This is a genomic window from Methylobacterium sp. WL103 (genome assembly GCF_008039885.1).
GTDB classification, from domain to species: domain Bacteria; phylum Pseudomonadota; class Alphaproteobacteria; order Rhizobiales; family Beijerinckiaceae; genus Methylobacterium; species Methylobacterium cerastii.
This window is the reverse complement of sequence record NZ_VRUX01000228.1, coordinates 1-6,554: the sequence shown is the minus strand read 5'-3', so window position 1 is coordinate 6,554 and position 6,554 is coordinate 1. Positions and strand designations below refer to the sequence as shown.

Genomic DNA, 6,554 nt, shown 5'->3' with positions numbered 1-6,554 from the left:
GCGCCGGCCAGGGCGTCGCCTGCGGCCGCGATGGCGCCTGAGCGGTCGCGGTGGGCGCCGCCGGTCGCCTCGGGAACGATGGTGTCGATGATGCCGAGGCGCATCAGGTCCTGCGCGGTGATCTTCATCGCGGTGGCGGCGTCGGGCGCGCGGCCCTGGTCGCGCCACAGGATCGAGGCGGCGCCCTCCGGCGAGATCACGCCGTAGATCGCGTGCTCCATCATCAAGACGCGGTTGGCGGTGGCGAGCGCGATGGCGCCGCCCGAGCCACCCTCCCCGATCACCAGGGCGACGTTGGGCACGCCGAGGCCGAGGCAAGCCTCCGTCGAGCGGGCGATGGCCTCGGCCTGCCCGCGCTCCTCCGCCTCGATGCCGGGAAAGGCGCCGGCGGTGTCGACGAAGGCCAGCACCGGCAGCCCGAAGCGGTCGGCGAGCTCCATCAGGCGCACCGCCTTGCGGTAACCCTCGGGCCGCGCCATGCCGAAGTTGTGGCGCAGGCGCGTCTCGGTGGTCGCGCCCTTCTCCTGGCCGAGCACGCAGACCGGACGGCCGCGGAAGCGTCCCATGCCGCCGACGATCGCCGCGTCCTCGCCAAAACCGCGGTCGCCGGCCAGCGGCGTGAATTCCTCGATCAGCCCGGCGCAGTAATCGACGAAATGCGGGCGCTGCGGATGCCGGGCGACCTGCGTCTTCTGCCAGGGGGTGAGGTTGGCGTAGATCTCGGCCAGCGCCTGCGCCGCCTTCGCCTCCAGCCGCCCGACCTCCTCGCTGATCGCGACCGCGCCGTCGCGGGCGCCGACGGCGCGAAGCTCTTCGAGCTTCGCCTCCAGCTCGGCCACGGGCTTCTCGAAATCGAGGTAGGAGCGCATCGCCGCCATCGTCGTCACAGGACTCCCATCCGAAGGCCGGAGCGGCCGCGGGTGCAGGTGCCGGCGGCCCCGGCCGCGAACGGCGCGAGGTGTTGGCGAAGCGTGGACGGGTGTCAACCGGCGGTGCGGCGACGTCGGGGCGAGCGGAGGCGGCTCGGCCGATGTCGGCGGGTGTCAGGCCGCCTGGGCCTCGACACGGTTCCGGCCCGAAGCCTTGGCGCGGTAGAGCGCGAGGTCGGCCCGCTTCAGCATCTCGCCGGGGCCGACATCCTCGGGCCGCCGGTTCGCGACGCCGATCGAGACGGTGACGGCGACGCTGCGGGTGTCGCGGTGAACCTGAAACGGCGTGCCCTCGATCCGCTCGCGGATGCGCTCGGCGATGGCGTAGGCCTCGGAGAGCCCGGCGTCGGGGAGTAGGATGACCACCTCCTCGCCGCCGTAGCGGGCGACGATGTCGATGGTGCGGGTGTGCAGGCGCACGCGCTCGGCGAAGGTGCGCAGCACCTCGTCGCCGGCCTCGTGGCCGTATGTGTCGTTGATCGCCTTGAAGTGGTCGATGTCGAGGATCAGCCCGGCCACCGGGCGCTCGCGCAGCCGCGGATCGGCGAACAGGCCGGCGAGGTGATTGTCGAGGTAGCGCCGGTTGTGCAGGCCGGTGAGCCCGTCGGTGACGGCCATCTCCATCGAGGCCTGCACGGCGCCGCGCAGCACCTCGGAGAAGCGCTTGCGGCGGATCTGCGTCCGGACCCGCGCCACCAGCTCGTTCCGGTCGACCGGGCGCAGGAGGTAGTCGTGCACCCCGAAATCGAGGCCGCGCACGATCCGGGCGCGGTCATGCGCCTCGGCCACCATGATCAGCGGCACCTGCCGGGTGCGCTCCAGGCTGCGCAGCTGGCTGCACAGGCGCAGCCCGTCGAAGCCTTCGAGGTCGAGGCTGACGAGCACGAGGTCGAAGTTGCCCTCGGCCGCCACGTGGATCGCCGCCTGCGGGTCGGCCTCGACCGTGACCGTGTGGTACTGGCCGAGCGCCGCCGCCATCCGCTCGGCCGAGCCGCGCCGGTCCTCGACCAGCAGCAGGCTGGCGTTGAGGCCGGTCTCGGCGGTCGCGAGCGCCAGCGGGTCGCCCATGCCGAACTCGCGCGAGGCCAGCGCGCGGCTGCGTAGCTCGTCGGTGACGGCCTTGAGGCGAACGAGGCTGCGCACACGGCTGAACAGGGCGGTGTCGTCGATCGGTTTCGTCAGGAAGTCGTCGGCGCCGGCGTCGAGGCCCTTCAGGCGGTCCGAGGGCTGGTCGAGGGCCGTGACCATCACCACCGGCAGGTGCGCGGTGAGCGGGTTGTTCTTGAGGATGCGGCAGACCTCGAACCCGTCCATGCCGGGCATCATCACGTCGAGCAGGACGATGTCGCACAGACCCTTCTCGCAGATCGCGATCGCGTCCGGGCCATTCATGGCCGCGACGGTGTCGAAATATTCCAGCGCGAGCTTCGTCTCCAGAAGCTTCACGTTCGGGAAGAGGTCGTCGACGATCAGGACGCGGGCCGACATCGTTCCTCGCACAAAATTTCAGCGGGCGATCGAAGGCGCCGGCGAGGGCTCGATCCGAACCCTACTTGTCGGCAAGATACGTGCGAACTGTTGCCAAAAACTTCGCGACGGAGATCGGCTTGGACAAATAGGCCTCGCAGCCCCCTTCGAGGATGCGCTCCTCGTCGCCCTTCATGGCGAAGGCGGTGATCGCGACGACCGGAATGTGCTTGAGGTCGTCGTCCTCCTTGAGCCATTTGGTCACTTCGAGACCCGAGACCTCTGGGAGCTGGATGTCCATCAGGATGAGGTCGGGATGGTGGGCGCGGGCGAGCTCGATCGCCTCGATGCCGTTGGCCGTCTTGAGGGTCGCATAGCCATGGGCCTCCAACAAGTCGTTGAAGAGCTTCATGTTCAGTTCGTTGTCCTCGACGATGAGCACCGTCTTCTTCATCACGCTTCGATCCCGGTGCCGCCGCGCGTCCTTTACGGGACGTTACCCGACTTCCCTCCTTTGTAAGCGCCAGATGTTGATGAATCGCAAATCACTTCAAGACGATGGGTCCGGGCGAGCCACCGGAGCGGACCACAACCTGGCCGTGGACGTGCTCGGCTGGATCGTCGCCGACGAGGACCGGCTGTTCCCGTTCCTGAACGCCACCGGCCTGTCGCCCGAGACCGTGCGGGCGTCTCTGTCCGACCCGGCGTTCCTGGCGGGCGTCCTCGACCACGTCATGGGCGACGAGGGTGTCCTGCTCGCTTGCGCCAAGGGGCTCGACATCAAGCCCGAGCGGATCGCGGCGGCGTGGGGACGGCTCTCCCCGCGCGGCTCCGACGAGTTCTGACAGGCGCCGCCGCGCCGCTCACGGGGCGCAGGGCTTGTCCGGCGCCTTGTCGAGGTCGAGGCGGGTCATGTCGCCGAGGATGGCGAAGTCGCCATAATCGAGCTTGAGCGCGCCGCTGACCCCGTTCTCGTAGAGGTCGAAGGTCAGGGTGTAGATCGGGGTGCGCTCGCCCTCCCCTTGGGTGAAGTAGCTCAAGGTCACCGGCCAGTGCGGCACGGCGGCCATCGCGCCCTCGTGCAGGGGCTTGTCGCGGTCGGACGCGGCGGCGTTCGTCGACCCCGTGGCGCGGCGGCCGATGATCGCGAGGGTGTCGTAGACTTTCTTGCCGTCGTCCGAGCCGTCGAAGACCTTGGCCGACATCGTGGTCTCGCCCGCCCGCGCGGCCTGGACGAGGCGGCGCATGTGCAGGCTCGGGAACAGCACCGGGCCGTCGGCCGAGACCTGCTCCTTCTTCGGCTCCTTGAGCCGGATCTTGAAGGCGTCGCCGTTCGCATCCGCCGTGCCGTCCACGGCCGGGCTCGGTTGGCCGTTCAGCACCGTCACGGTGCGGAAGCGGAAGTCGCGGGCCTCGCCGCCCTCGAAGGTGGTGTTGCGCAGGTCCGAGGTGCGGCCGCCGCTCTCGCCCGATTCGAGCACGGTCACCTGCCGCGTCTGCATGGTGTAGCCGCGGCACGCGTCGCCCTTGAAGTCGATGACGATGCGCCCGCGCGCGCTCTCGACCGACCGCGTGCCGCCGCTGGAGGCCAGCGACAGGTCGTAGACCGCCTTATGGTTGGCGAGGATCACCGGCTCGGGCTTTTGGGACTTCGGACTCTCGGGCGCCGGCTTGGTCGCGGCATCCGGGGTCGCCGGCGCCGCGTGCGCCGTTTCGCCGAAGCAGGCCGCGCCGGCGAGGAGCGCGGCGACGAGGGCGGTGGCGTGACGTGGCATCGTGGAAACTCCCGAGGCGGCGACCGCCGAGGTGAAAAGTCATGCGCATGCGCAGGCTGCAGGTAGTGGGTGCCGGGCGCGGAGCAATGCCAGATCCGGAGCAATGCCGGGCCGGATCAGCGGTAGCCGGCCGCCTGGAGCTCGAACAGCTCGGCGTAGCGGCCGCGGCGGGCGAGGAGCGCGTCGTGCGTGCCGGCTTCGAGCACCTTGCCGTCCTCCAGCACGAGGATGCGGTCGGCCATCCGAACGGTGGAGAAGCGGTGCGAGATCAGCACCGCCGCCCGGCCCGCGCTGAGATCGCGGAAGCGGCGGAACACGTCGTACTCGGCGCGCGCGTCGAGCGCCGCCGTCGGCTCGTCGAGGATCAGGATCTCGGCGTCGCGCATGTAGGCCCGCGACAGGGCGATCTTCTGCCATTGGCCGCCGGAGAGGTCGACGCCGCCGTCGAAGCGCTTGCCGAGAGGCTGGTCGTAGCCGCCCGGCAACCGCGCGATCACCGCGTCGGCGAGGCCGCGCACCGCCGCCCGGCCGATGCGCTCGGAATCGTCCCGCGCCTCGATCCGCCCGACGGCGACGTTCTCGCCGGCGGTGAGGTCGAAGCGGACGAAGTCCTGGAAGATCGCGCCGATGCGGGCGCGCAGCGCGTCGAGGTCGTAGGCCGGCAGCGGCAGGCCGTCGAGCAGGATGCGCCCCTCGGTCGGGTCGTAGAGACGGGTCATCAGCTTGACGATGGTGGTCTTGCCGGCGCCGTTCTCGCCGACGAGCGCCAGGGTCTCGCCGGCCGCCAGCGTGAAGCTGAGGTGCCGCACCGCCCAGGCCTCCGAACCGGGATAGCGGAAGCCGACATCCTCGAACGTCAGGCCCTGCCGGATCGGCGCCGGCATGGGCACGGGGCGGTCGGGCGAGTGGATCGACGGTTCGATCGCGAAGAACGAGAACAGGTCCTCCAGGTACTGCGACTGGCCCGCGATCTGGGTGAAGCCGAGCAGCAGGCCCTCGATCAGCCCGCGCAGGCGCTGGAAGGCGCCGGCGAGGAAGGCGAGGTCGCCGATGGAGAAGCCGCCCGCCACCGTGCGCCAGACGATGACGGCGTAGGCGGCGTAGTAGGCCAGCGTCCCGAGCGCGGCGAACGCGCCGCCCCAGCCGGCGCGGCGGATCGCTAAGGCGCGGTTGTCGGCCACCACCTTGTCGGCCAAGCCGGCATAGAGGTCGGTGATGTAGCCGTTCAGGCCGAACAGCTTGACCTCCTTGGCCGATTCGACGCTGGCGCCGAGGTAGCGCAGGTAGTCGATCCGCCGCCGCTCCGGGGTTCGCATCCAGGCCAGGCGGTAGCCGGCGCGGGTGAAGTGCGCCTCGTTGAGGAAGGCGGGGATCAAGGCCGCCGCGATCAGCACGATCAGCCAGGGGGTGTAGACCGCGACGCCGGCCGCGAACGACAGCAGCGTCACCAGCGCCTGCCCCTGCCCGAACGCCTGGCCGATCAGGCTGGTGCGACCGGTGACCTGCCGGCGCGCCCGCTCGAGCCGGTCCTGCTGCGCGCTGTCCTCGAACTGGGCGAGGTCGAGGGCCGCCGCATGGCGCATCAGCCGCAGCGAGGCGGCGTTGGAGTAGAGGTCGCCGAGCAAGCCGTCCACGAGCGTGCTCAGGCGGCCGATCAGGTCGGCGAGGATCGCCAGCGCGAGCTCGGCGGCCACGAGGGCGGCGAGCCGCGACAGGTGCGGGTCCGAGAGCCACGCGTCGAAGCTCATCGGGGTGGCGCGCGGCCGGGCGTGCTCCGCCACGATCGCGTCGAGGATCAGCTTGGCGAGCCATAGGGTCGCCACCGGGAGGCCGGCGCCGACGAGGCGCAGGGCGAGGCTTGCGGCGAACAGGCGCGGGCTCGCGGCGCGCACCTGCGCGAACAGGGCCGGCAGGTAGCGCACCGATCCGAAGCGTTCGGCGAGATGGCGCCGCGCCGCGGCGACGGGAGCGGCGAGGACGGTGTCGAGACGGGTGGTCGGCATTCCGGCCGGTATGGGCCGCCGAGGACCCGGCGTCGATGCCGGAGGCTGGATGCGCGTCGGCCCCGGCGGGACGTTCGATCAAGTTCCCGCCGTTGGCGTCGTCGGAAGGCGACGTCTCGATGGTGATGTCTTGGCCCCGACACCTGTTGACGACGCCTCGATCGTCGATGCCGCGCTTTGCTCAAGCAGCGTGAAGTCCCTATCCTGGCAAGAGTTTGAAAAATCACAGGGATGGGAGAGGAGATGCTGAGCGGTTCGGCGATTCTGCGGATTTCGCTTCTGCTGGTCGTCGCGGGCTGCCTCGCCGCCCTGGTCCAGTACTTTTTGCCGCACGGCGCAGCCCCCGTGGACGAGCGGCCCGTCGCGACGCCGCCCGCGGC

6 protein-coding genes are annotated in these 6,554 nt (G+C 70.6%); 1 reads left to right on the top strand and 5 read right to left on the bottom strand.

Translation table 11 applies throughout. The features are described 5' to 3' along the window. The 3 genes from FV222_RS14560 to FV222_RS14550 form a co-directional block, all read right to left on the bottom strand. The coding region (locus FV222_RS14560; protein WP_187277339.1) for an acetyl-CoA carboxylase carboxyltransferase subunit alpha at positions 1–869 on the bottom strand (869 nt) is incomplete at its 3' end. A gap of 174 nt (positions 870–1,043) precedes the next feature. Next, a complete protein-coding gene (locus tag FV222_RS14555; RefSeq protein WP_147761585.1) occupies positions 1,044–2,417 on the bottom strand; it encodes a PleD family two-component system response regulator in 1,374 nt (457 codons plus the stop codon). A 61-nt stretch (positions 2,418–2,478) separates the two neighbouring features. After that, complete coding sequence (locus FV222_RS14550; protein WP_147753907.1) at positions 2,479–2,850, bottom strand: response regulator; 372 nt, start codon at positions 2,848–2,850, stop codon at positions 2,479–2,481. A 79-nt stretch (positions 2,851–2,929) separates the two neighbouring features. Between FV222_RS14550 and FV222_RS14545 the strand changes: the two genes are divergently transcribed. Continuing rightward, on the top strand, positions 2,930–3,241 hold the full coding sequence (locus FV222_RS14545; protein WP_147761584.1) for a DUF3572 domain-containing protein: 312 nt from the start codon (positions 2,930–2,932) through the stop codon (positions 3,239–3,241). An 18-nt stretch (positions 3,242–3,259) separates the two neighbouring features. On the opposite strand, the gene FV222_RS14540 is transcribed toward FV222_RS14545, so the two are convergent. Together FV222_RS14540 and FV222_RS14535 are read right to left on the bottom strand one after the other, a co-directional pair. After that, on the bottom strand, positions 3,260–4,171 hold the full coding sequence (locus FV222_RS14540; protein ID WP_147761583.1) for a cell envelope integrity EipB family protein: 912 nt from the start codon (positions 4,169–4,171) through the stop codon (positions 3,260–3,262). A gap of 116 nt (positions 4,172–4,287) precedes the next feature. Next, positions 4,288–6,174 carry an ABC transporter ATP-binding protein gene (locus tag FV222_RS14535; RefSeq protein ID WP_147761582.1) on the bottom strand — a complete coding sequence of 629 codons (1,887 nt, stop codon included), beginning with the start codon at positions 6,172–6,174 and terminating at the stop codon, positions 4,288–4,290. Positions 6,175–6,554 lie beyond the last annotated feature (380 nt).